At 73.8% G+C, this 20871-nt stretch carries 21 protein-coding genes and 1 riboswitch; of the genes, 12 read left to right on the top strand and 9 right to left on the bottom strand.

The window, feature by feature from the left end; genetic code table 11:
• Window positions 1-18: 18 nt before the first annotated feature.
• The 7 genes from AB0389_RS33615 to AB0389_RS33585 form a co-directional block, all read right to left on the bottom strand.
• A complete protein-coding gene (locus AB0389_RS33615; protein WP_366399340.1) occupies window positions 19-1416 on the bottom strand; it encodes a cobyrinate a,c-diamide synthase in 1398 nt (465 codons plus the stop codon).
• Window positions 1410-2009: a cob(I)yrinic acid a,c-diamide adenosyltransferase gene (cobO, locus tag AB0389_RS33610; RefSeq protein WP_366399339.1), complete on the bottom strand. Its 600-nt coding sequence runs from the start codon at window positions 2007-2009 to the stop codon at window positions 1410-1412. The genes AB0389_RS33615 and cobO overlap by 7 nt, the downstream gene beginning before the upstream one ends.
• Window positions 2009-4135 (bottom strand): putative cobaltochelatase, encoded by a 2127-nt coding sequence (locus tag AB0389_RS33605; protein ID WP_366399338.1) that lies wholly within the window; start codon window positions 4133-4135, stop codon window positions 2009-2011. Before AB0389_RS33605 ends, cobO begins: the two co-directional genes overlap by 1 nt.
• A gap of 28 nt (window positions 4136-4163) precedes the next feature.
• A complete protein-coding gene (locus AB0389_RS33600; RefSeq protein WP_366399337.1) occupies window positions 4164-5696 on the bottom strand; it encodes a cobyric acid synthase in 1533 nt (510 codons plus the stop codon).
• A complete protein-coding gene (locus tag AB0389_RS33595; RefSeq protein WP_366399336.1) occupies window positions 5693-6730 on the bottom strand; it encodes a cobalamin biosynthesis protein in 1038 nt (345 codons plus the stop codon). The genes AB0389_RS33600 and AB0389_RS33595 overlap by 4 nt, the downstream gene beginning before the upstream one ends.
• 55 nt (window positions 6731-6785) lie before the next feature.
• A riboswitch (cobalamin riboswitch) is annotated at window positions 6786-6874 on the bottom strand.
• Window positions 6875-6988: 114 nt separating this feature from the next.
• Window positions 6989-7228 (bottom strand): hypothetical protein, encoded by a 240-nt coding sequence (locus AB0389_RS33590; RefSeq protein WP_366399335.1) that lies wholly within the window; start codon window positions 7226-7228, stop codon window positions 6989-6991.
• A complete protein-coding gene (locus AB0389_RS33585; protein ID WP_366399334.1) occupies window positions 7225-8472 on the bottom strand; it encodes an inorganic phosphate transporter in 1248 nt (415 codons plus the stop codon). The genes AB0389_RS33590 and AB0389_RS33585 overlap by 4 nt, the downstream gene beginning before the upstream one ends.
• Before the next feature lie 172 nt (window positions 8473-8644).
• Between AB0389_RS33585 and AB0389_RS33580 the strand changes: the two genes are divergently transcribed.
• From AB0389_RS33580 to AB0389_RS33570, 3 genes are all read left to right on the top strand, one after another.
• Window positions 8645-9352, top strand: coding sequence for a class II aldolase/adducin family protein (locus AB0389_RS33580; RefSeq protein ID WP_366399333.1), 708 nt, complete (start codon window positions 8645-8647; stop codon window positions 9350-9352).
• Between the two features lie 60 nt (window positions 9353-9412).
• Entirely contained in the window at window positions 9413-10576 is a 1164-nt protein-coding gene (locus AB0389_RS33575) for a hypothetical protein (protein ID WP_366399332.1), read from the top strand.
• 367 nt (window positions 10577-10943) lie between these two features.
• Complete coding sequence (locus AB0389_RS33570) at window positions 10944-12266, top strand: hypothetical protein (protein ID WP_366399331.1); 1323 nt, start codon at window positions 10944-10946, stop codon at window positions 12264-12266.
• A 57-nt stretch (window positions 12267-12323) separates the two neighbouring features.
• Here AB0389_RS33570 and AB0389_RS33565 read toward each other — a convergent pair whose 3' ends face one another.
• Window positions 12324-13217 carry a neutral zinc metallopeptidase gene (locus AB0389_RS33565; protein ID WP_366399330.1) on the bottom strand — a complete coding sequence of 298 codons (894 nt, stop codon included), beginning with the start codon at window positions 13215-13217 and terminating at the stop codon, window positions 12324-12326.
• 274 nt (window positions 13218-13491) lie between these two features.
• Between AB0389_RS33565 and AB0389_RS33560 the strand changes: the two genes are divergently transcribed.
• The 9 genes from AB0389_RS33560 to amaP all read left to right on the top strand — a co-directional run bounded on the left by AB0389_RS33560 (window position 13492) and on the right by amaP (window position 20100).
• Complete coding sequence (locus AB0389_RS33560; RefSeq protein ID WP_366399329.1) at window positions 13492-15090, top strand: ABC-F family ATP-binding cassette domain-containing protein; 1599 nt, start codon at window positions 13492-13494, stop codon at window positions 15088-15090.
• Between the two features lie 324 nt (window positions 15091-15414).
• A complete protein-coding gene (locus AB0389_RS33555) occupies window positions 15415-15636 on the top strand; it encodes a helix-turn-helix domain-containing protein (RefSeq protein ID WP_006123601.1) in 222 nt (73 codons plus the stop codon).
• Between the two features lie 130 nt (window positions 15637-15766).
• Window positions 15767-16561 carry an enoyl-CoA hydratase/isomerase family protein gene (locus AB0389_RS33550; RefSeq protein WP_366399328.1) on the top strand — a complete coding sequence of 265 codons (795 nt, stop codon included), beginning with the start codon at window positions 15767-15769 and terminating at the stop codon, window positions 16559-16561.
• A 447-nt stretch (window positions 16562-17008) separates the two neighbouring features.
• Window positions 17009-17434 (top strand): ribonuclease domain-containing protein, encoded by a 426-nt coding sequence (locus tag AB0389_RS33545; protein ID WP_366399327.1) that lies wholly within the window; start codon window positions 17009-17011, stop codon window positions 17432-17434.
• A 337-nt stretch (window positions 17435-17771) separates the two neighbouring features.
• Window positions 17772-18254: an Asp23/Gls24 family envelope stress response protein gene (locus AB0389_RS33540; RefSeq protein WP_366399326.1), complete on the top strand. Its 483-nt coding sequence runs from the start codon at window positions 17772-17774 to the stop codon at window positions 18252-18254.
• Window positions 18255-18297: 43 nt separating this feature from the next.
• Window positions 18298-18489: a hypothetical protein gene (locus AB0389_RS33535; protein WP_114658549.1), complete on the top strand. Its 192-nt coding sequence runs from the start codon at window positions 18298-18300 to the stop codon at window positions 18487-18489.
• A gap of 21 nt (window positions 18490-18510) precedes the next feature.
• Window positions 18511-18843, top strand: coding sequence for a hypothetical protein (locus tag AB0389_RS33530; protein ID WP_366399325.1), 333 nt, complete (start codon window positions 18511-18513; stop codon window positions 18841-18843).
• Window positions 18840-19517: a DUF6286 domain-containing protein gene (locus AB0389_RS33525; RefSeq protein ID WP_366399324.1), complete on the top strand. Its 678-nt coding sequence runs from the start codon at window positions 18840-18842 to the stop codon at window positions 19515-19517. Before AB0389_RS33530 ends, AB0389_RS33525 begins: the two co-directional genes overlap by 4 nt.
• A 4-nt stretch (window positions 19518-19521) precedes the next feature.
• Window positions 19522-20100: an alkaline shock response membrane anchor protein AmaP gene (gene amaP, locus AB0389_RS33520; RefSeq protein WP_366399323.1), complete on the top strand. Its 579-nt coding sequence runs from the start codon at window positions 19522-19524 to the stop codon at window positions 20098-20100.
• A gap of 12 nt (window positions 20101-20112) precedes the next feature.
• Here amaP and AB0389_RS33515 read toward each other — a convergent pair whose 3' ends face one another.
• Complete coding sequence (locus AB0389_RS33515; protein WP_366399322.1) at window positions 20113-20868, bottom strand: SDR family oxidoreductase; 756 nt, start codon at window positions 20866-20868, stop codon at window positions 20113-20115.
• Between the last annotated feature and the right edge of the window lie 3 nt (window positions 20869-20871).

Below are 20871 nucleotides of genomic sequence, written 5' to 3'. Positions count from 1 at the left end.
CTCACGCCGGGCCGCCGCTCACGCCTCCGCCACCACTGCCGCCGCGCACCGTTCGACCAGCCGCCGCGCCATCTCCGGCGCCGCCGCCCAGTGCGTATGCAGATAGCTGGCGTGCACCCCGCGCCGGACAAACCCCTCCAACCGGCGCTCCGGGTGCACCAGGCCCCAGGCGGGAGCCGCCCCGGCGCCCGGCTCCAGCACCGTCCGGTGGAACTCGTGCCCGCGTACGCGGGTCCCGGCCGCCGCCAGCGCGCTGTCGCCGACCGCCACCGCCTCCCGGTAGCCCAGCGTCAGCCGGCCCGACATCCGCGCGTCCGCGTCCAGCACCCCGCACATCGGCTTCCCGTCCAGGGAGCGCGCCAGATACAGCAGCCCGGCGCACTCGGCGGCCACCGGAGCGCCGGAGTGCGCCAGTTCCGCCACTGCCTCGCGCAGCGGCTCGTTGGCCGACAGCTCCGGCGCGTACACCTCAGGGAACCCGCCGCCGATCACCAGCCCCCGGGTCCCCGGCGGCAGCGTCTCGTCCCGCAGCGGATCGAACGGCACGACCTCGGCGCCCGCCGCCGTCAGCAGCTCGGTGTGTTCCGCGTACGAGAAGGTGAACGCCGATCCGGCGGCCACCGCGATCACCGGCCGCGCACCGGACACGGCAGCCACGGTGTCCATGGCCGGCTCCCACGCCACCGCGTCCAGCGGCGGCGCGCTCCGCGCCAGCGCCAGCAGCGCGTCCAGGTCGCACCCCGCCCGCACCCGCCCGGCCAGCTCCCGCATCGCCGTCAGCGCGTCAGTCCGCCGCTCCTCGACCGGCACCAGCCCCAGATGGCGCGACGGCGCGGCGACCTGGTCGGTCCGGCGCAGCACCCCGAGCACCGGTACGCCCGACTCGTCCAGCGCGTCCCGCAGCAGCCGCTCGTGCCGGTCGGTGGCGACCTTGTTGAGGATCACCCCGCCGATCCGCACCTCCGGATCCCACGACGCGAACCCGTGCACCAGCGCCGCCACCGAACGCGACTGCGACGACGCGTCCACCACCAGCACCACCGGCGCCCGCAGCAGCTTCGACACCTGTGCGGTCGACGCCAGCTCGCCCTGGCCCGAGGCGCCGTCGTACAGCCCCATCACGCCCTCGACGACCGCCAGATCGCACCCCGCCGCGCCGTGCGCGAAGAGCGGCCCGACCAGGCCGGGGCCGCACATGTACGCGTCGAGGTTCCGGCCGGGACGTACCGCCGTACCGCCGCTCCCCGCCGACACCGCCAGCGCGTGGTAGCCCGGGTCGATGTAGTCGGGCCCGACCTTGTGCGGGGACACGGCCAGGCCGCGTTCCGAGAAGGCCGCCATCAGGCCCGTCGCGACGGTGGTCTTGCCGCTGCCCGAGGCGGGCGCGGCGATGACCAGCCGGGGAACGTTCACCACTCGATGCCCCTCTGCCCCTTCTGCCCCGCGTCCATCGGGTGCTTCACCTTCGTCATCTCCGTGACGAGATCCGCGAAGTCCATCAGCTCGGCAGGCGCGTTACGGCCGGTGATCACCACGTGCTGGGTGCCGGGCCGGTTCCGCAGCACCTCGATCACCTCGGCGGTGTCCACCCAGCCCCAGTGCAGCGGATAAGCGAACTCGTCCAGCACGTACAGCTTGTGCGTCTCGGCCGCCAGATCCCGCTTGACCTGCTCCCAGCCCTCGCGCGCCGCCTCCTCGTTGGAGAGCTGCGAGTCGCGCTGCACCCAGGACCAGCCCTCGCCCATCTTGTGCCAGGCGACGGTGCCGCCCTCGCCGCTCGCGCCCAGCGTCTTCAGCGCCTGCTCCTCGCCGACCTTCCACTTCGCCGACTTCACGAACTGGAAGACCCCGATCGGCCACCCCTGCGTCCACGCGCGCAGCGCGAGCCCGAAGGCGGCCGTCGACTTGCCCTTGCCCGTGCCCGTGTGGACGAGCACCAGCGGGCGGTTGCGTCGCTGACGGGTCGTCAGACCGTCGTCCGGTACGTTCTCCGGCTGTCCCTGCGGCATTACGCGGCCCTCCTGGCTGCTCGTCCCTCGCCGGCCCGGTCCTGCCGGCCGGCCCGATCCTGCTGCTGTACGTCCCTGACCAGCCCCGCGATACTGTCCGCGCGCAGCTCGTCCAGGGTGATCGCGGTGCCCGCCAGCGAGGTCGCCAGCGCGCCCGCGAGCCCCAGCCGTACCGGCCCCGACTCGCAGTCCACGACCACCGAGGCCGTCCCCTCCGCCGCGTGCAGCCGCGCCGCGCGCGCCGCCAGCGCCACCGGATCCGTCGCACCGGCCGCGCCACGCCCGCCGGTCGCCCGGCCGTCCGTCACCACGACCAGCAGCGCCCGGCGCGCCGGATCCCGCAGCCGCTCCACCCGCAGCACGTCATGGGCCTTCAGCAGCCCGGCCGCGAGCGGTGTGCGCCCGCCCGTGGGCAGGGACTCCAGCCGTACCGCCGCCGCGTCCACCGACGACGTGGGCGGCAGCGCCACCTCGGCGTCCTTCCCCCGGAACGTGATCAGCCCGACCTTGTCCCGCCGCTGGTACGCGTCCAGCAGCAGCGAGAGCACCGCGCCCTTCACCGCGCTCATCCGCTGCCTCGCCGCCATCGACCCGGACGCGTCGACCACGAAGAGCACCAGATTCCCCTCGCGCCCCTCCCGTGTCGCCTGCCGCAGATCGTCCTTGCGCACCACCAGCCCGGCGCCCACGCGGCCCCGGGCCCGCTGGTGCGGCGCCGCCGCCTGGACGGTCGCCGTGAGATGCAGCTTGGTCAGCGCGCCCTTGGGACGCCGGGACCCCGTCGTCCTGCCGTGCTCGGTACGGGCCCGGGAGCGCCGCCCGGCCGCGCCGTCGCCCAGCCCCGGCACGCTCAGCGCCTTGGTGCGGAACGGCTCGGCGGCCCGTACGGCGGACTGCTCACCGGCGCCCGCGCCGGCGGGCCGGGGCCGCGCCTCGGGCCGACCCTCGGGCTCGGCGGGCGTGTCGTCCTGCCCGGTCCCGGACTCCCGCGGCGTGTCGGGCCCGGCCGGCCCCTGCTGCGGCGGGATTCCGCCGCCACCGCCGCCGTCCGGGCCGCCGTCCGGGCCGTCAGGACCGGGGCCGTCGTCCCCGCCACCGTCCCCGTCGTTCCCGTCGCCCTGGAACTCCTCCAGCGTGTCGTCGAGCTTGTCCTCGTCGATCCCCGGCGCGTCGAACGGATTGCGCCGCCGCCGGTGCGGCAGCGCCAGCAGCGCCGCCTGCCGTACGTCCTCGGCCAGGACCTCCGTACGCCCCGCCCACGCGGCCAGCGCCGTCGCCGTCCGCGCCATCACGATGTCCGCGCGCATCCCGTCCACCTCGAACGCGGCGCAGGTCGCGGCGATCTGGAGCAGCGCCGTGTCCCCGAGCCGCACCTCGGGCAGCAGCGCCCGTGCGGCGGCGATCCGCTCGCGCAGCCCGCTCTCCTCGTCAGCCCAGCGCGCGGCGAAACCGGCCGGGTCGTCCTCGTACGCGATCCGCCGCCGTACGACCTCCACCCGCAGCCCGGGCTCGCGCGACGCCTTGACCTCCACGGTCAGCCCGAAGCGGTCCAGCAGCTGCGGACGCAGCTCGCCCTCCTCGGGGTTCATCGTCCCGACGAGCAGGAAGCGCGCGGCATGCCGTACGGAGACGCCCTCGCGCTCGACGTACGAGGCGCCCATGGCGGCGGCGTCCAGCAGCACATCGATCAGATGGTCGTGCAGAAGATTGACCTCGTCGACGTAGAGCACCCCGCGGTGCGCGTCCGCGAGCAGCCCCGGCTCGAACGCCTTCACGCCCTCGGAGAGCGCCCGTTCGATGTCCAGCGCGCCCACCAGCCGGTCCTCGGAGGCGCCCACCGGCAGCTCGACCACCCGCGCCGGCCGCGCCGCGCCCGCGCCCGGCTCGTGCGGCCCGTCCGGGCACCCGGGATCGGGCGCCGCCGGATCGCAGCTGAACCGGCAGCCCGGCACCACCGCCAGCTCAGGCAGCAGCGCGGAGAGGGCCCGTACGGCCGTGGACTTCGCCGTGCCCTTCTCACCCCGCACGAGGACGCCGCCGACCGCCGGACTCACCGCGTTCAGCAGCAGCGCGAGGCGCAGATCGGCCATCCCCACGACGGCGGTGAACGGAAAAGGGGTGCTCATATGCTGCTCGCTCCTTCGAAGATGGTGGTCACGGGGCCCCCGGGGGAATGAAGGGCAGTCCCGCGGGCGCCCCCTCCTCGATCAGCCGCAGCAGCGCGTCCGTGTCCGCGTGCTCCTCGATCAGATCGCCGAGCAGATCAAGCTGCTCCTCGCGCAGCGCGCCGAAGCTCGTACCGGGCGCCGGGACGAAACGCCGGCCGGCCGCCCGCGCCACCTCCGTCAGGAACGCGCGCCGGAACGCGTCGCTCTCCAGCGCCCCGTGCCAGTGCGTGCCCTGGACGGCCCCCACCCGGCAGCCGTCCAGCGCCCCGCCCGCCGCGTCCACGGCAAACGCCTCGCCGCCGAACACCTCCGCGACGCCATGGTGGATCTCGTACCCCTCGACGGCCTCGCCGAGCGCCACCCCGACCGGCCTGGCCAGCGTCTTCTCCGCCGCGAAGCGGACCCGTACGGGCAGCAGCCCGAGCCCCGCCACCGTGCCCGCCCGGGACTCCACCTCGTCCTCGATACGCTCGCCCAGCAGCTGATAGCCGCCGCAGATGCCCAGCACCGGACGGCCCTCGGCGGCGCGCCGGGCGAGCGCGTCGGCGAGCCCGCGCTCCCGCAGCCACGCCAGCGCGCGGACCGTACCGCGGGTGCCCGGCACGACCACCAGATCGGCGTCGGCCAGCTCCTCGGGCCGGTCCACGAACCGCACGACGACCCCGGGCTCGGCCGCCAGCGCGTCCACATCCGTGAAGTTCGACATCAGCGGTACGGCGCAGACCGCGACCCGCAGCACATCCTCCCCGTGCGGGGGCGCCACCACCGACTCGCGCACGGCGCCGTGCGCCGAGACGCGCAGCCCGTCCTCCTCGTCGATGCCCAGCCCGTGCCGGAAGGGCAGTACCCCGAGCGTCGCCCGCCCGGTCAGCCCGCGTAGCATCTCCAACCCAGGCTCCAGCAGCGACACATCGCCCCGGAACTTGTTCACCAGATAGCCCGCGATCAGCTCCTGGTCCGCCGGGGACAGCAGCGCCGTCGTACCGAAGAACGACGCGAAGACGCCGCCCCTGTCGATGTCCCCGACCACCATCACCGGCAGCCGGGCGGCCCGCGCGATCCCCATGTTCACCAGGTCGGTGCGGCGCAGATTGATCTCCGCGGGGGAGCCCGCGCCCTCGCAGATCACCGCGTCGTACGTGGCCCGCAGCTCCGCCAGACACTCCAGTACGGTCCCGAGCAGCGCCTCGCGCCGCCCGCCCACGTACTCCGTGGCGCTCAGCTCGCCCACCGGCCGCCCCATCAGCACCACCTGGCTGCTGCGGTCACTGCCCGGCTTGAGCAGTACGGGGTTCATCAGCGCGGTCGGCTCCACCCGGCACGCCTGTGCCTGCATCGCCTGCGCGCGGCCGATCTCGGCGCCCTCGCGCGTCACGAAGGAGTTCAGGGACATGTTCTGCCCCTTGAACGGCGCGACCTTGACGCCCTGCCGCACCAGCCAGCGGCAGATCCCCGCCGTGACCACACTCTTGCCCGCGTCCGAGGTCGTCCCGGCCACCAGCAGTCCGCCGCCGCTCATCGGCGCCCCCGTCCCCTCGACTTCAGCAGCGCGTAGGCGGCGCGCCCGGCCAGACCGGCCCCGAGCGCGAGCACGTTCACCCGGTGCGACAGCCGTACCGCCCGCTCGATGTCCGCGACCTCGACGGGCCGCCCGCCGCCGTTGAGCACCGGCCGGTGCTCGACCCGGCCGCCGTACGCCAGTGTCCCGCCGAGGCGTACGCCCAGCGCGCCGGCGAACGACGCCTCCACGGGGCCCGCGTTGGGGCTCGGATGCTTCGCCGCGTCGGCCCGTACGGCCCGTACCGCGCCCCGGGGGTCGCCGCCCGCGGCGATCGCCAGCGCGGCCGTCAGCCGGGCGCCCGGCCAGCCCGCGACATCGTCCAGGCGCGCGGCGGCCCAGCCGAACCGGCGGTACCGGGGCGACTTGTGGCCCACCATCGCGTCCAGCGTGTTCACGGCCCGGAACGCGACCAGCCCCGGCACCCCGGCGACCGCGCCCCACACGAGGGCGCCGACCACCGCGTCGGAGGTGTTCTCGGCGACGGACTCGACGACGGCCCGCGCGATCTGCTGGTCGTCCAGCGCCTGCGGATCGCGCCCGCACAGATGCGGCAGCCGCTCCCTGGCCGCCTCGGTGTCCCCGGCGGCGAGCGCGCCGCCGATGGCCCGCGCCTCCCGGCCCAGCGAGGTGCCGCCGATCACGGTCCAGGTCGCGGCGGCGGCGAGCACGGTGGCGGCGGCGGGACGGCCGCGTACGGTACGGGCCGCCAGCGCGGCCAGCCCGGCGGCGCCACCGGCGCACACGGCGGTGTGCAGCGCGCCCCGGCCCCGGTCGTCGCGCCACAGCGCGCGCTCCAGGGCCCCGGCCGCCCGGCCGAACGCGGCGACGGGATGGCCCCGGCGCGGATCACCGAGGAGCCGGTCGGCGAGGAACCCGGCGGCGAGTCCGAGGGCGACGGAGTGTCCGAAGGGGGCGGACGGCCCGAGGGGAGCGCCGACGGGCAACCGCGCGGCACTCGGCTCGCGCACGGCGGCGGAACCGCAGCCAGGCATGGCGAAATGTCCTCACTCAGGGTCCGCGCCCCGGCTCGACGTGACGCGGCGGCAGGAGTTCCTGGCTCCCGGGGGCGCCCGTCGTGAAACGGGCTCCCCGGTGACAGTGGCGGGACCGCGCCGGATTCGCACCGGCTTCCTCTTCTGCCGCCGTGTATGGCCCCGGCAGTCCACCACGCGGTTCGAGGCCCGTCAACTCTGCCTTGACCTGCGAGGGGACAGTGTGCTGAGGCACACCCTCGGCACACTCCCGAGCGCTCAGGCCACGATCAGATAGATCCCGTACGCCACGGCCGCCGCGCACAGCGCGAAGCAGAGGTACGCGCCCGCTGAGCGGGCCACGGCCGCCCCGCCGCCCGTGGCCGCCTCCCCGGCCTCGCCGCCCGCGTCCCGCTTGGCGAGACCGACGATGCCGAGGGTGAACAGGCCCACGAGGGCGACGGTCGTCACAAGGCTGACGCCGAAGACGGAGCCGAGCGCTGCCCAGTCGATGTTCATGCGATGACTTCCTTACGCGCCGCCGGCTCGGTGGTGGTGCCGGTGGGGACGGGGGCGGGGATGGTGGCCGAGAGGCCGGAGACGTCCGTGAGGACGGCGGTGGCGGGTACGGCCTCCGTGACCGGCTCCGCCGGCTCGGTGCCCTCGGCGGCGGTGACGTTGGTGTGGTCGACCGGGCGGCGCCGCGAGGCGAGGTAGATCCCGCCCGAGACCGCCACCAGCAGCACCGCGACGAGCGCGACACCCCAGTCGCCCTGCCCGGTCAGGAACTCGGCGCCCGCGGCGACCAGACCGGCGGCCGGCAGCGTCAGCCCCCAGGCGATGAACATCCGGCTCGCGGTGGACCAGCGGACCACCCCGCCCTTGCGGCCGAGCCCCGCGCCCATCACGGCGCCGGAGCAGGACTGGGTGGTGGAGAGCGAGAAGCCCAGGTGCGAGGAGGCCAGGATGACCGTCGCGGCGCTGGTCTGCGCGGCGAAGCCCTGCTGCGGCTGGAGGTCGGTGAGCCCGGTGCCCATGGTGCGGATGATGCGCCAGCCGCCGAGGTACGTACCGAGCGCGATGGCCACGCCCGCAGAGACGATGACCCACACCGGCGGGTTCGAGCCGGGGGCGAGGACCCCGCCGGTCACCAGCGCCAGGGTGATGACGCCCATGGTCTTCTGCGCGTCGTTGGTGCCGTGCGCGAGCGAGACAAGGCCGGCGGAGGCGATCTGGCCGGCCCGGTAGCCCTTGGCGGTGGCCTTCTCGTCGCTGTTCCGGCCGATCCGGTACGTCAGCCGCGTCGCCAGCATGGCGGCCAGCCCCGCGACGACCGGCGCGGCGAGCGCCGGGATCAGGATCTTCGTGATGACGACCCCGCCGTTGACGCCGGAGGTGCCCACCGACATCAGGGTCGCGCCGATCAGCCCGCCGAAGAGCGCGTGCGAGGAGCTGGAGGGGAGACCGAGCAGCCAGGTGAAGAGATTCCACAGGATGGCGCCGACCAGCGCCGCGAAGATCACTTCTGTTCTGATGCCCTTTTCGTTGATCAGGCCGCCGGAGATCGTCTTGGCGACCTCCACCGACAGGAACGCGCCGACGAGATTCAGGACCGCGGACATACCGACCGCGACCTTCGGCTTCAGAGCACCGGTCGAGATGGTGGTGGCCATCGCGTTGGCGGTGTCGTGGAAACCATTAGTGAAATCGAACACAAGGGCTGTCACGATCACGATCGCGAGCAGCAGCGTGAGGTGTTCCATCGACCTGTACCCAGGCAATCGTTCGACGTCGGTGGCCTCGGTGAACGTAAGGAGTCAGGGTGAACGGAAGGTGAACTGGACGGGTATTCAGGGTGACTCCCACCGAGGGGGTGTCCCGGGGGCCAACGCGGCGGGGCCGCGGGCCCGTTCCGGGCGCTGGCAGTATCGCCGTATGACCGACCAACTCCCCGGCAGACTCGCCGATCGGCCACCGCGCGACACACTGGAACGGGCCTGGCGCGACCTCGTCGCGACCGCCCGCAGAACGGCCGCCGACGGACTCGTCGTCGGCACCTCGGGAAACGTCTCCGTACGGGTCGGCGAACTGGTCCTGGTGACGCCCAGCGGGGTGCCGTACGACCGGCTCACGCCCGGCGATCTGCTCGCCGTCGGCCTCGACGGCGAGCGGGTGCTCGGCGAGCTGGCGCCCACCAGCGAACTGCCCCTGCACCTGGCCGTCTACCGGGAGACCGACGCGCTCGCCGTGGTCCACACCCACGCCGTGCACGCCACCGCCGTCTCCACGCTCGTCCCCGAACTGCCGCCGATCCACTACATGGCGGCGGCCCTCGGCGGCCCGGTCCGGGTCGCGCCGTACGCCCTCTACGGCTCACCGGAACTCGCCGCGCACCTGCTCCACGCCCTGCGCGAGCGCACCGGCTGTCTGCTGCGCAACCACGGCACCCTCACCTACGGCGCCACCCTCGACCAGGCCTACGACCGCACGGCCCAGCTGGAGTGGATGTGCCGCCTCTGGCTCACCGCCGCCGCCCTGCCCGGCCGGGAGCCCACGCTCCTCACCGACGACCAGATGCGCGAGGCCGGGCGGAAGCTGAGCGGATACGGCCAGCAGCCGCCCGGCGGTGTGGACGGCGGCTGACGACGGCCCGGACGGCCCCGCCCGGTGGCCCGTCCGCGCGGGCGCCCCGACACTGGGAGCGTGCGCCCGTCTCAAGCGACAAAAGCGAGCAGAACGACCAAGGTGACGGCGGCGGCAGCGGCGGCCGTCTCCACCGCACTCGGCGTCGGCGCGGCCACGGTCGCCGCCGGCCGGTACGCCAGCGACGCCGCGCTCAAGGTGCCGCCCGGCCGGCCGCTGCCCGGCGACCCCCGGCTCACCGTCCACGCCACCGCCGCCGGCCAGGTCACCCTGACCCGCTGCCTCGCGGCCCTGCGCCCCGGCACGTACGGGATCGAGGGCCCCGGCGTGCACGCCGTCGTCGGACCCGTGCTGGAGGGCCTCGACCACTCCGCCGACACCGTGGTGCGCCGGCTGGAGCGCGTCGACCTCGGCACCCTGCGGCCCGGCACCCGCGTCCGCCTCACCCCGCAGGTCCACCGCGGCGACCCCGGCACCGCGCTCGGGCTCGCGTTCCGCGACGAGTCGGTCCCGGGGGAGCTGGGCGCGCTGCCCGCCTGGTTCGTCCCCGGCGCCCGCGACACCTGGGTGATCACCGCGCACGGTCTCGGCACCACCCGCGAACACCCCCTGAACATCATGGAGTTCCTGGCCGGACAGCAGCTCCCGGTGCTCGACCTCGCCTACCGCGGCGACCCCGGCGCCCCCCGCCCGCCGGACGGCCTCGGCCGCCTCGGCGACTCCGAGTGGCGCGACCTCGACGCCGCGATCCGGTACGCCGTGCGGTACGGCGCCGAGCGCGTCGTGCTGCACGGCTGGTCCACCGGCGCGTCCATGGCCCTGCACGCCGCCGGGAACTCGGCGCTCAGCGAGCGGATCTCGGGGCTGGTGCTCGACTCGCCGGTACTCGACTGGGAGGCCACCCTGCGGGCCCTGGCCGCCGCCCGCCGGGTCCCGGGACCGCTGCTGCCGCTGGCGGTCAGAGCGGCCCAGGGCAGGACCGGGATCCACGGCGACCGGCTCCTCGAAGCGGCCGACCCGCGCAATCTGCACCTACCGACGCTGATCTTCCACGGCCCCGACGACACCCTCGCCCCCTGGGGACCGTCCCGCGAGCTGGCCGCGCACCGGCCCGACCTGATCACCTTGCACACCGTGGAGCACGCTCCGCACGCCGCGATGTGGAACGCCGATCCGGCCGGCTACGAGGAGACGCTCCGACGCTTCCTCACGCCCCTGATGTAGCCGCGCGGGCCGCCCCGGGGCGGCTCCCGGTACACCCCGTGCGGTACCTCCCGATGTAGCGCACGCTGTACCGCCCGCCGTATCTCCCGGTGTATCCGCTTATGCGGCCCCTATGACGGCCGGCCGGCACGAAAGCCCTGCTGGCGGCCGTCCCGGGCCCCCTTCCTCCCCTTCCGTACCCGTGTGTCCCCCGCCGGAAGGGCCCCGCGCGCCGGCCCGGAAGTGCCGCGGCGGGTTCCGTTTGGGCTTTCGGGCGGTCACCGGGAAGACTGCCCCCGTGACGTCCCGAAAGCCTGATGAGCAATTGGCGCGCAACTCCAGACTCCGACTTGTCCGCGCGCGGCCGTTGACCACGGCCCGACGGGCCGTGACCGATGGGCGCAACCGGCCGGCACCCCGCCCGCCCGAGGGCACTCCGCCCCCGGCGGAGCTGGCCCGCCAGGCGAGGGCGGTCCTCGCCGACGCCGTACGGGTCGCCCGCTGGGCCGCCGCCGACCGGGACCCCGGAGCGGGCCCGCTCACCGGCGCCGCGCGGGACCGGGCAGCCGCCGCGCTGGAGCTGACCCCGCTCCAGGTCGGCGCGGGCTGGGACCGGGCCAGACTGGCCGGACTCGTCGAGCTGCACGGCGATGCCGTACGCCCCGGCTGGCGCCTCCAGGCGTGGGACCGGGACGACAGCGCCGTCCAGCGCGGCTGGGTCGCCCTCTTCGACGCCTGGTCGCTGGTCCACCCGGCACCCGAGGACGTCGCGCCTGCCACCGTCGCGGAGGTCGTCGAGGCCGTCCCCCAGGTGCTCTCGCTGCTCCAGCTCTCGGCCGGGCCCGTCCTCGTACCGGCCCTGCTCGACCTGCTCCAGCAGCGCGTCGCCGAACTCCACGGGGAGCGCTGCGAGGTCCCCTACGGGCCGCACCCCGACCCGCTCCCCGACCCGGCCGCCGCGCCGCCCGCCCCGGAACCCGTGGACGAGGCCCTGCTGCCGCCGCTGCTCGACTGGGCCCTGGAGGGCCTGGCCGCCGTCGGCGCGCTGACCCTGGGGGAGGGGCAGGCCACTCTCACCCCGCTCGGCAACTGGGCGGTCTGGGTCAAGCTGGAGCAGATCTGCGTCGCCGCCCAGAGCCCGGCGGGCAATATCGAACAGTCCGCCCAGCACATGCTGCGCGGCTGCGCCCGCCTCACCCCGGGACCGGCCCGCGCCGAGTACCGGGCCTGGCTCGCCGCCCGTACCGTCGGCAGCGCAGTCACCGAACTCCTCGCCGTCGCCCGCGGTGAGGACGCGCTCCTGCGCGGCCTCGCCTTCGAGGCGCTGCGCGTCGTCGGCGCGCCCGCCGAGGGCGAGGTACGGGCGGCGGCGGCCGAACCCTCCCTGCGCCCCTACGCCCTGCTCTGGCTGGCCGAGTACGAGGGCGCCGACCCCGACGACGCCTCCGAGGTGCTGACCCGCGAGGAGTCGACCTGGCTCTGGGTGGACACCGCGGCGGCCGTCGCCGACCACGGCGAGAGCGATCTGCTCGTACGCCATCTGGAATCCGCCGTGCAGGGCAATGTGCCCACCCTGCTCGCCGAGGTCAGGGCCATCGGCCACCCCCGTACGGTCCAGGTCCTGGTCGCCCTCGCCGCCGCCCACCCGGACCCGGCGCTCGCCAAGGCCGTCCGCCGGGCGGCCTTCCAGGTCCACACCGGCGGCTCCTGACGCCCGCGGCGGCCCCGGACCACCCGCCGGTGTCCGGAGCCGCCGCTGCCGCCCGCCTCAGGCGAACGTGTCGCAGCGCGCCACGTCACCCGAGTCGTAGCCGGTGTGGAACCACTGCTGACGCTGCGCCGCCGAGCCGTGCGTCCAGGACTCCGGGGTGACCTTGCCCTGGAACTTCTCCTGGATCCGGTCGTCACCCACGGCCGCCGCCGCGTCCAGCCCGTCCTGGATGTCCTCGTCGGTGAGGCTCGTCAGCAGCGGGCGCCCCGTCCGCTCGGACGGCGTGGTCGTCGCGTGCCGGGCCCAGACGCCCGCGTAGCAGTCCGCCTGCAGCTCCACCTTCACCGCGTTGCTGTCCGGGCCCTGCTTGCCGTCGTGCGCCCGCGCCAGCGTCCCCTTGAGGTTCTGCACGTGGTGCCCGTACTCGTGCGCCACCACGTACGCCTGCGCGAACGGCCCGCCGCTCGCCCCGAACTTCGTCTTCAGCTCCTCGAAGAAGCCGAGATCCAGATACGCCATCTTGTCGGCCGGGCAGTAGAAGGGCCCGACCGCCGAGGTGGCCGCGCCGCAGGCGGTGTTCACGCGGCCGGTGAAGAACTTCGTGTCCGCGTCCGTGTAGCGCTCACCGGTCCGCGCGTACTCCGCCCGCCAGTACGTCTGGACGCTGTTGACCACCGCGAGGATCCGGCAGTCCTCCCGCTCGTTGGCGTCCTTGCCGGTCCTGCAGTTCTCCTCGACCCCACTGACGCCCGTGGCACCGGACGAGGGGGAGGCGGAGCCGCCCGACGACAGCCCGAGCTTCTCCGGGCTGACCCCGAAGTAGAGGCCGACGAGCAGCACGACGATCCCCACGATGCCGCCCCCGACCGTGGTCGCCCCGCCGGGGATCCCGCCGCCGCGCTCGTCCTGGACCTCCGACGTGTCCAGCTCGGCGTCGTCATCGAACCGCATGTGCCACCACTCTCCGCTCCCCGACGGCCACAGCGGTCCGTCGGCGCGCGCAGAATACCGGCGCACGCGCCGCCACCCCGCGTACCGCCCGCGTACCGTCCGCGCCCACCGCCCGCGCCCGCCGTCCGCGCCCGCCGCCCCCGTACCGGCCGGGTAAAGCGGTTGCGGCGCCCGGTAGACTGCCTCTATGGCATTTCTCCTTGTGCATTAGCCGGCGTCGAAGAATCCCTCCGCCCGCCCTCTTCCGCCGTCCATACCGCCCTGGAGTCTTTCCGTGATCACCGCAACCGGCGTCGAGCTGCGCGCCGGAGCCCGCATCCTCATCGAGTCCGCCTCTTTCCGTATCGCCCGGGGCGACCGCATCGGTCTCGTCGGCCGCAACGGCGCCGGCAAGACCACCCTCACCAAGTGCCTCGCCGGCGAGGGCATGCCGGCCGCCGGCACCATCACCCGCTCCGGCGAGGTCGGCTATCTGCCGCAGGACCCGCGCACCGGCGACCTCGACGTCCTCGCCCGCGACCGCATCCTCTCCGCCCGCGACCTCGACTCCGTCCTGCGCAAGATGCGCGAGAACGAGGAGCGGATGGCGAACGGACAGGGCGCCACCCGCGAGAAGGCGATGAAGAAGTACGAGCGCCTGGAGACGGAGTTCCTCACCAAGGGCGGATACGCCGCCGAGGCCGAGGCCGCCACCATCGCCGCCGCGCTCGGCCTGCCCGACCGGGTGCTCGGACAGCCCCTCCACACGCTCTCCGGCGGTCAGCGCCGCCGGGTCGAGCTGGCCCGCATCCTCTTCTCGGACGCCGACACCCTGCTCCTCGACGAGCCCACCAACCACCTCGACGCGGACTCGATCGTCTGGCTGCGCGACTACCTCAAGACGTACCGCGGCGGCTTCATCGTGATCTCCCACGATGTCGACCTCGTCGAGACCGTCGTCAACAAGGTCTTCTACCTCGACGCCAACCGCTCCCAGATCGACGTCTACAACATGGGCTGGAAGCTCTACCAGCAGCAGCGCGAGTCCGACGAGAAGCGCCGCAAGCGCGAGCGAGCCAACGCCGAGAAGAAGGCCGCGTCGCTGAACTCCCAGGCCGACAAGATGCGCGCCAAGGCCACCAAGACCGTCGCCGCGCAGAACATGGCCCGCCGCGCCGAGCGGCTGCTCTCCGGCCTGGAGCAGGTACGCCAGTCCGACAAGGTCGCCAAGCTCCGCTTCCCCGAGCCCGCGCCCTGCGGCCGTACCCCCCTGACCGCCGAGGGCCTCTCCAAGTCGTACGGCTCGCTGGAGATCTTCACCGATGTCGATCTCGCCATCGACAAGGGCTCCCGGGTCGTCATCCTCGGCCTCAACGGCGCCGGCAAGACCACCCTGCTCCGGCTGCTCGCCGGGGTCGAGAAGCCGGACACCGGCCAGGTGACCCCCGGCCACGGACTCAAGCTCGGCTACTACGCCCAGGAGCACGAGACCCTCGACCCGGAGCGCTCCGTCCTGGAGAACATGCGCTCCTCGGCCCCGGACCTCGATCTCGTCGACGTACGGAAGACGCTCGGCTCCTTCCTCTTCTCCGGCGACGACGTGGACAAGCCGGCCGGCGTGCTCTCCGGCGGCGAGAAGACCCGGCTGGCGCTGGCCACCCTGGTCGTCTCCTCCGCCAACGTGCTCCTGCTCGACGAGCCCACGAACAACCTCGACCCGGCCAGCCGCGAGGAGATCCTCGGCGCGCTGCGCACGTACAAGGGCGCCGTCATCCTCGTCACGCACGACGAGGGCGCCGTCCACGCGCTGGAGCCCGAGCGGATCATCCTGCTGCCGGACGGGGTCGAGGACCTCTGGGGCGCGGACTACGCCGATCTGGTCGCCCTGGCCTGATCCACCCCGTATGGATCATTCGGCTCAGCAGTGATCCTTCATCTGAGTGAGTGCGTCTCGTACCACCGGTGTGGTGCGTGACCGATCCGACGGGTCACCCCATCATCCGGCCTTTCCCCTCTCGCACCCGTGCTGACCTGGTCCTTCGTTCGACGCGTCGGACGGATGTGTCTCTCGTCACGTCTGGAACGCGCGGCTCCGTTCGTGTTCGAACGCGGTAGCCGGCGCAAGCTCTCCGTACTGACCTTGCCGAATGGGTGGCCAGGACGGCCGCGAGGGGTGATCATGAGAAGTCCAGAGCGCACTTCCCATGAGGAGGCACGGGTGGCCGAGACTCTGAAGAAGGGCAGCCGGGTAACCGGCGCCGCGCGCGACAAGCTCGCGGCAGACCTGAAGAAGAAGTACGACAGCGGTGCGAGCATCCGGGCGCTGGCCGAGGAAACCGGCCGCTCCTACGGATTCGTCCACCGCATGCTCAGCGAGTCCGGGGTCACGCTGCGGGGACGCGGCGGGGCTACGCGAGGCAAGAAGGCCGCGTCGGCCTGACGGCCGGACACGGTTCCCTCCGGAGGCCACCGGTTCGGGTGGCCACCCGGGTCGATCTGTCGATCGCCCAGGTGGTTACTGTGCAGTCACTTAGCAAGCTGAGTCCGACTGCCCGAACCGGAGGCACCCCATGACTTCGCTCGAACCAGTGCTCGACAAGGACGGCGTACGGCTCACCGTCGAGGACGCGGTTGCCACGGTGACACTGACCAACCCGGCGAAGCGCAACGCTCAGTCTCCCGCTCTGTGGCGGGCGTTGACAGAAGCCGGCAGGTCACTGCCGGGCAGCGTGCGGGTCGTGGTGCTGCGCGCGGAAGGAAAATCCTTCTCCGCGGGGCTCGACCGGCAGGCGTTCACCCCCGAGGGGTTCGACGGGGAGCCGTCCTTCATGGACCTCGCCCAGGGGTCCGACGAAGACCTCGACGCGACCATCGCCGCCTACCAGGACGGCTTCGTCTGGCTGCGCCGCCCCGACCTCGTGTCGATCGCGGCCGTCCAGGGGCACGCCATCGGGGCCGGCTTCCAGCTGGCCCTCGCCTGCGACCTCCGGATCGTCGCGTCCGACGTCCAGTTCGCCATGCGCGAGACCAGCCTCGGCCTGGTCCCCGACCTCACCGGCAGCCACCCCCTCGTGGCACTCGTCGGCTACGCCCGCGCGCTGGAAATCTGCGCGACGGGCCGCTACGTCCAGGCCGAAGAGGCCGAACGCACCGGCCTCGCCAACCTCGCCGTACCGGCGGAGGACCTGGACGCCGCCGTACGCGACCTGACGACGGCGCTGCTGGCGGCGCCGCGCGACGCCCTCATCGAAACGAAGGCGCTTCTCCAGGGCGCGACGTCGCGCACGTTCGAGACGCAGCGGGTGGCGGAACGGGGGGCGCAGGCGAGGCGTCTGCGCGACTTGGCGGGGGCGCCTCCCGGCTAGGGGCCTTGGCCTTGGCGGTGCGTTGCGGGTGCGGCCGGTTGGTTCCGGTGCCGGGGGCCGGGGCACTCCGGAGGCGCATCCCCGGATGCACGATTTACGCCGCGTGCGGCTGGGTTCTTTGAGCGCGGGTGCGTTCAGCGGCACAAATCGCGCTTTAGACCGACCGGCAAATGGGGGGCGGCGTCACGGGGCTGGGCACGCGCGTCTGCGGCGTTGTCGTCACTCACCAACGCTCCGCGTTGACTCAATCCTCCGCCTTGCAGCCACACGCACCCAGCCCCGCTCCTTCACCCACCCCCCATTTGCCGGTCGGTCTTACATCCGGGGACGTCACCTCCTGCGACCCCGGCCCCCTCCCGCCGGTGGTCGGCCGGCGTACCTACCACCCGGCCGGGTGATGCCGCCCGTCGGGGCGTGTCCGGCGGTCCGTGTCGGCGTTGGCCGGGAATGACCACCTTCCGCGGTGTACGCCGCGCGGCTGTCGCCGCCCTCTTCCTGTCGGCCCTGACCGTCTCTCTGACGCCCTCGGCCACTGCCGATGTCATCGAGCCCCCGCTGCCCGTCGAGTACTTCCCCAGCCAGGTGAAGGAAGCCTGCGCGATCTGGAAGGAACTCGACTGGCCGAAGGCCGGCCGTCCTACCGACTACCCGGTCCTCAACACCTCCCTCGTCATCCGCGGCAGCAACGTCTACGGCAATCGCAGTGGTGACCTCCCGAGCGCCGACGAGTACCGCGAGTACGACGTCAACCCCCGCCCGCGCGGCCAGCGCCGCGACGCCGAACGCCTCGTGCGCGACCCGGCCACCCACGCCGTCTGGTACACCCACGACCACTACGAAAACTTCCAGGAGATCTCCGAGGGCTGCGCCTGACGCCGAACCCGGCCCAGAACGGTCGCGCGCCGGCCGTCCACCGGCGGGAGGGGGCCGGGGTCGCAGGAGGTGACGTCCCCGGATGTAAAGCGCGATTTGTGCCGCTGAACGCACCCGCGGACAGAGAACCGGCCCGCACGCGGCGTAAATCGTGCATCCGGGGATGCGCCTCCGGAGTGCCCCGGCCCCCGGCACATGGCCACACCGGCCGCACCCCAGTACCACCACAGACCACGGCCCCCCGCCGGGAGGCGAAACCGTCGGGAGGCGACCCGCAGGTGTCGCACCTAATGTGGGCAGCGAAGTCCCCCACCGCCCCGGAAAGGGATGAATCGCGATGACCGACACCGCACCCCGCAACCAGTCCGCCCCCTCCGGAGGAGCCGGCGGCGCCAGCCCCGTCACCAAGCGTGGCGGTGGCGACCCGGCCACGCGTGGCCGTACCACCATCGCCGACGGCGTGGTCGAGAAGATCGCCGGTCTCGCGGCCCGCGATGTGCTCGGTGTGCATGCCCTGGGCAGCGGGATCTCCCGTACCTTCGGGGCCGTGCGCGACCGGGTGCCCGGCGGTGGCAGTGGCAAGTCCGTGAGCCGGGGCGTCAAGGCCGAGGTCGGCGAGGTGCAGACGGCGCTCGATCTGGAGATCGTGGTCGACTACGGCGTCTCGATCACCGAAGTCGCCGCCGCTGTACGGGAGAACGTCATCGCGGCGGTCGAGCGCATGACGGGCCTCGAAGTGGTGGAAGTCAACATCGCGGTCAGTGACGTCAAGCTGCCCGACGAGGAAGATGACGACGAGCCGGATTCCCGGCTTCAGTAACGGCCGTACGTGACCGGGTCGTTCAGCCGAAGAGGAGCACAGCATGAGCATGGCGGTGGTCGGCCTGTTGGCCGGGATGGCGCTCGGGTTCGCCGGGTACTTCGGCGGCTTCGGAGCCTTTGTGCTGGTGGCCGCGCTGGGCGTGGTCGGGTTCGTGGTGGGCAGGTTCGTGGACGGGGATCTGGAGCCGGGCGATCTCTTCCGTACGCGCGACCGCGACGACCGGCGGCGGTGACGGCGGGTGGCAGGTGACCGGGTGACGGCGGCCGACAGGGGGGCGACGACGATCGCCGACCGGGTCGTCGCGAAGATCGCCGCGCGGGCCGCGCGGGAGGCGCTCGGCAGTGTGCCGGAGGACGGTCGTCCGCCGCACGCGACCGTCACGGTGCACCACGGCACCGCGCGCGTACAGGTCGGCGTCGAGCTGGACTATCCGTCGGACATCGGGGCGCAGTGCGGCGCGGTGCGCAGCCAGGTGGAGCACCGGGTGAGGACGTTGGCGGACATGGAGGTGCCCGAGGTGGTCGTGCGGGTCGAACGGCTGCACACCGCGCAGTCCGGGACCGCCGCGCGGGGGAGGCTCCGGTGAGCGAACCCGCGCCCGAGGGGCGGGAGAGCGTGGGGCGGGAGCGCGCGGGCACCGCCGCGCTGGATCCGGCGGACGCCCCGTACCGGGAGCCCGTACCGACCCTCGCGGAGTACGACGACGGCCCGGCCGCCCGCGCCACCCGCTTCTGGTCGGCCCGCCGGATCCCCGGCACCGTGGTTTCGCTGATCGTGCTCGGTGCCTCCGGGCTGCTGCTGTACGACATCGCGGCGGTCAGGGCGGGGCACGAGGCGATGTCGTGGCGCAGGCAGCTCGCCCGCCGGCTCGCCGACCAGCCGCTCGACCGGGCGTGGGTGCTGGCCGCCGCGGCCCTCGCCATGGCCCTCGGGCTGTGGCTGCTGTTCCTCGCCCTCACCCCGGGGCTGCGCCGACTGCTGCCCATGCGGCGGGAGTTCGTCCATGTCCGGGCCGGACTCGACCGGGAGGCCGCCGAACTCGCCCTGCGCGACCGGGCGATGGAGGTCTCCGGGGTGCGCTCCGCGCGGGTGCGGATGCGGCGGTCGAGGGTACGGGTGCGGGTGCTGTCCCACTTCCGCGCGCTGGACGACGTACGGGCCGATCTGGACCGGGTGCTCGGCGACGGTGTCGGCGAACTCGGCCTCGACAGAAGGCCCGCGCTGACGGTGCGTGTCCGCAGGCCCGCCAGGAAGGGATGACGCGATGGTCCGGCTGGTCAACCGTGTACTGCTGGCCCTCATCGGCCTGATCCTGCTCTGCGCGGGCGGGGTGGTGCTGGCGCGGGGGCTTGGCTGGGCGGTGCCCTCCTGGTGGCCGTACGGCGGGCCGCACGACGTGCTGCTGACGCGGGCGAACCGGGAGCGGTGGCGCGGCGACGGCTGGTGGTGGCCGGTCGTCATCGCCGTGCTCGCGGTCGTGGTCGTCCTGGCCCTGTGGTGGCTGCTGTCGCAGTTCCGGCGGGCCAGGGCGGCGGAGGTGCTGATCGACAGCGGTGACGGCGAGGGCGCCGTACTGCGCGGCCGGGCGCTGGAGAGCGCTCTGGCGGACGACGCGGAGTCCATGGACGGGGTGGCGCGTGCCGACGTACGGCTGACGGGCCGCCGCACCGGCCCCGGCGCCCGCGTACGGCTGCTGCTGGAGCCGCACGCGGCGCCGCGTGACGTCCTGCACCGCCTCACCGGGGAGGCGCTGGCGCGGGCCCGTGACTCGGCGGGGCTGGCGTCCCTCCCGGCGGAGGTACGGCTGCGGGCGGCGCGGCACCGGGCGGAACGCGTCAGCTGACGGGGCGGGCGGTCAGAAGCCCCGGCGGGTGCCGCCGTCGACCGGGATCATCAGACCCGTCAGATACGAGGCCGCCGGGGAGAGCAGGAACGCGGCCGTCGCGCCGAACTCCTCCGGGGTGCCGTAGCGCCGCAGCGGGATCCGGGCCTCGTTGGCCGCCCGCGCCGCCACCGGGTCGCCGGACAGCGCGTCCAGCTCCCGCACCCGGTCGGTGTCGATCCGGGACGGCAGCAGGCCGACCACCCGGATGCCGCGCGGGCCGACCTCGTCGGCCAGGGACTTCGCGAAGCCGGCCAGCCCGGGGCGCAGCCCGTTGGAGATGGTCAGGCCCCCGATGGGTTCGTGGACGGAGCCGGAGAGTACGAAGCCGATGACGCCGCCCTCGCCCAGTTCGGCCACCGCCGCGCGGGCCAGCCGTACCGCGCCGAGGAACACCGACTCGAACGCCGACTGCCACTGCTCGTCGGTGTTCGACTCGGCCGTGCCGGGCGCGGGCCCGCCGACGCTGATGAGGATGCCGTCGAGGCGGCCGAAGTGCTCGCGGGCGGCGTCGACAAGGCGGCCCGCGGCGGCCGGGTCGGCGTTGTCGGCGCTCACCCCGTGGGCGCCCGGGCCGAGTTCCGCCACGGCCTTGGCGACGCTCTTCTCGTCGCGGCCGGAGACGACGACCTTCGCGCCGTCCGCGGCGAGCGCCTGAGCCGCCGCGCGGCCCAGCCCGCGCGAGGCGCCGGTGACGATGTACACACGGTCCTTCAGTCCAAGATCCATGGA

The sequence above is a fragment of the Streptomyces sp. NPDC093109 genome (genome assembly GCF_040701725.1).
In the GTDB taxonomy this organism is placed as follows: Bacteria; Actinomycetota; Actinomycetes; order Streptomycetales; family Streptomycetaceae; genus Streptomyces.
Note: the sequence above shows the minus strand (reverse complement) of the source record. Positions and strands in the feature narration are given on the sequence as shown.